Origin of the sequence: Catenulispora pinisilvae (assembly GCF_015356865.1) — a bacterium.
Taxonomy (GTDB): domain Bacteria; phylum Actinomycetota; class Actinomycetes; order Streptomycetales; family Catenulisporaceae; genus Catenulispora; species Catenulispora pinisilvae.
The window spans coordinates 1-1,502 of record NZ_JAAFZA010000497.1 but is presented as its reverse complement, the minus strand read 5'-3'; the positions used below and the strand labels follow the sequence as shown (position 1 = coordinate 1,502).

At 72.8% G+C, this 1,502-nt stretch carries 1 protein-coding gene and 1 pseudogene; both read left to right on the top strand.

Translation table 11 applies throughout. The annotated features are described in order from the left end of the window. Positions 1 to 492 precede the first annotated feature (492 nt). Positions 493 to 1,287, top strand: coding sequence for a glycerophosphodiester phosphodiesterase family protein (locus IZR01_RS49135; protein WP_194900119.1), 795 nt, complete (start codon positions 493 to 495; stop codon positions 1,285 to 1,287). Continuing rightward, positions 1,287 to 1,502: pseudogene (locus IZR01_RS51915) on the top strand (hypothetical protein); the annotation flags it as partial. The gene IZR01_RS49135 and the pseudogene IZR01_RS51915, both read left to right, overlap by 1 nt.

Here is a 1,502-nt window from a genome sequence, read left to right as displayed (position 1 = left end):
GGACCAGGTCGGGCGGGGTGCGGCCGGGGTGCTGGGGGCGGTGACGGAGCGATCAGCGCGATCTGCCCGGCTGGCGCGACCTGCCCGATCAGCGCCGGAGCTCGCGGTGGCAGAGGGCGTGGCAGGCGCTGCTCCCCCACCGAACAGGACATCCGAGGCACGCCGTAACCGTCCCGCGCCGCCGACCGGCCGGTTCCCGGTGTCGCCGACCGTGGCACTGGTGTTTCCGGGCCCGGCGTTCCCAGGGTCGAGATTCCCGGCCTCGGCACCCTCGTCCCCGCCCTCGGCCGACCCAGCACCGTCCGACGCCCGGCCAGCCGCCTTCAACCCGCACTCCCCACGCTCGTTCACGCCCTAGCGCCCTCAGCAAACCACGAACCGCGCTCCCCCCGGGCTGCGATCGCATCAGAGTATGAACTGCACCCCCGGCGGCGCACGCCGCCACGCGCACTTTGATGAAGTTGTGACCCGCGGCTTGGGATACTTGCCGCCATGTCCGACAGCTCTGCCCGCCACCCGTTCCTCGACCACCCGGGGCCCGTCCCGTTCGCCCACCGGGGCGGCGCGGACGGCCCGGCCGGCGAGAACACGCTGTCCGCGTTCAGAATCGCCGTCGAGGCCGGCTACCGGTATCTGGAGACCGACGTCCACGCCACCGCCGACGGCGTCCTGCTGGCCTTCCACGACCGGCGGCTTCAGCGCGTCACCGACACCAAGGGCCGGATCAGCACGCTCACCGCCGCCGAGGTCGCCACCGCGCGGATCGGGGACGAGCCGATCCCGACGATGGCCGACCTGCTGGAGGCGTTCCCCGACGCGCGGTTCAACATCGACGTCAAGGAGCCCAACGCGATCGCCCCGCTGACCGCGCTGCTGCGGGACACCGACGCCGTGGAGCGGGTCTGCATCAGCTCCTTCTCCGATACCCGGCTGGCCGCGATGCGCGCCGCCTTCGGCCCCGAACTGTGCACCAGCGCCGGACCGCGCGAGGCCTTCCGGATGTGGCGGGCCTCCCGCAAACTGAAGCCCGGCGAGGTGCCGGACGCCGCCACGCTGCCGAAGCTCGCCGCCGCCTGCCTCCAGGTGCCGCCGAACCTGGGCCGGATCGTGGTGGTCGACGAGCGGCTGCTGGCCACCGCGCACGCCGCCGGGCTGCCGGTGCACGTGTGGACCATCAACGAGGCCCCTGACATGGAACGGTTGCTCGACCTGGGCGCGGACGGCATCATGACCGACCGGCTGGACACGTTGAAAACCGTGCTGACGAAACGAGGGACCTGGTCCTGATGCCGATCGACGAGACCGCCGACGCGTTCACCGCCGACGGCGCGGCCGGTGGAGCTGATGGGGCTGGTGGGGCTGGTGGAGCCGCCGCAGCGTTCAGCACTATCCCGACTATCCCGCCGCTCGGCGCCGATTCCCCGTGCGAAGCCGCGCAGGCCTTCGCACCGGAGCCCGGCCTCGGCGCCCCAGAGGCCCACCTCGGCGCCTCAGGGCCCGAC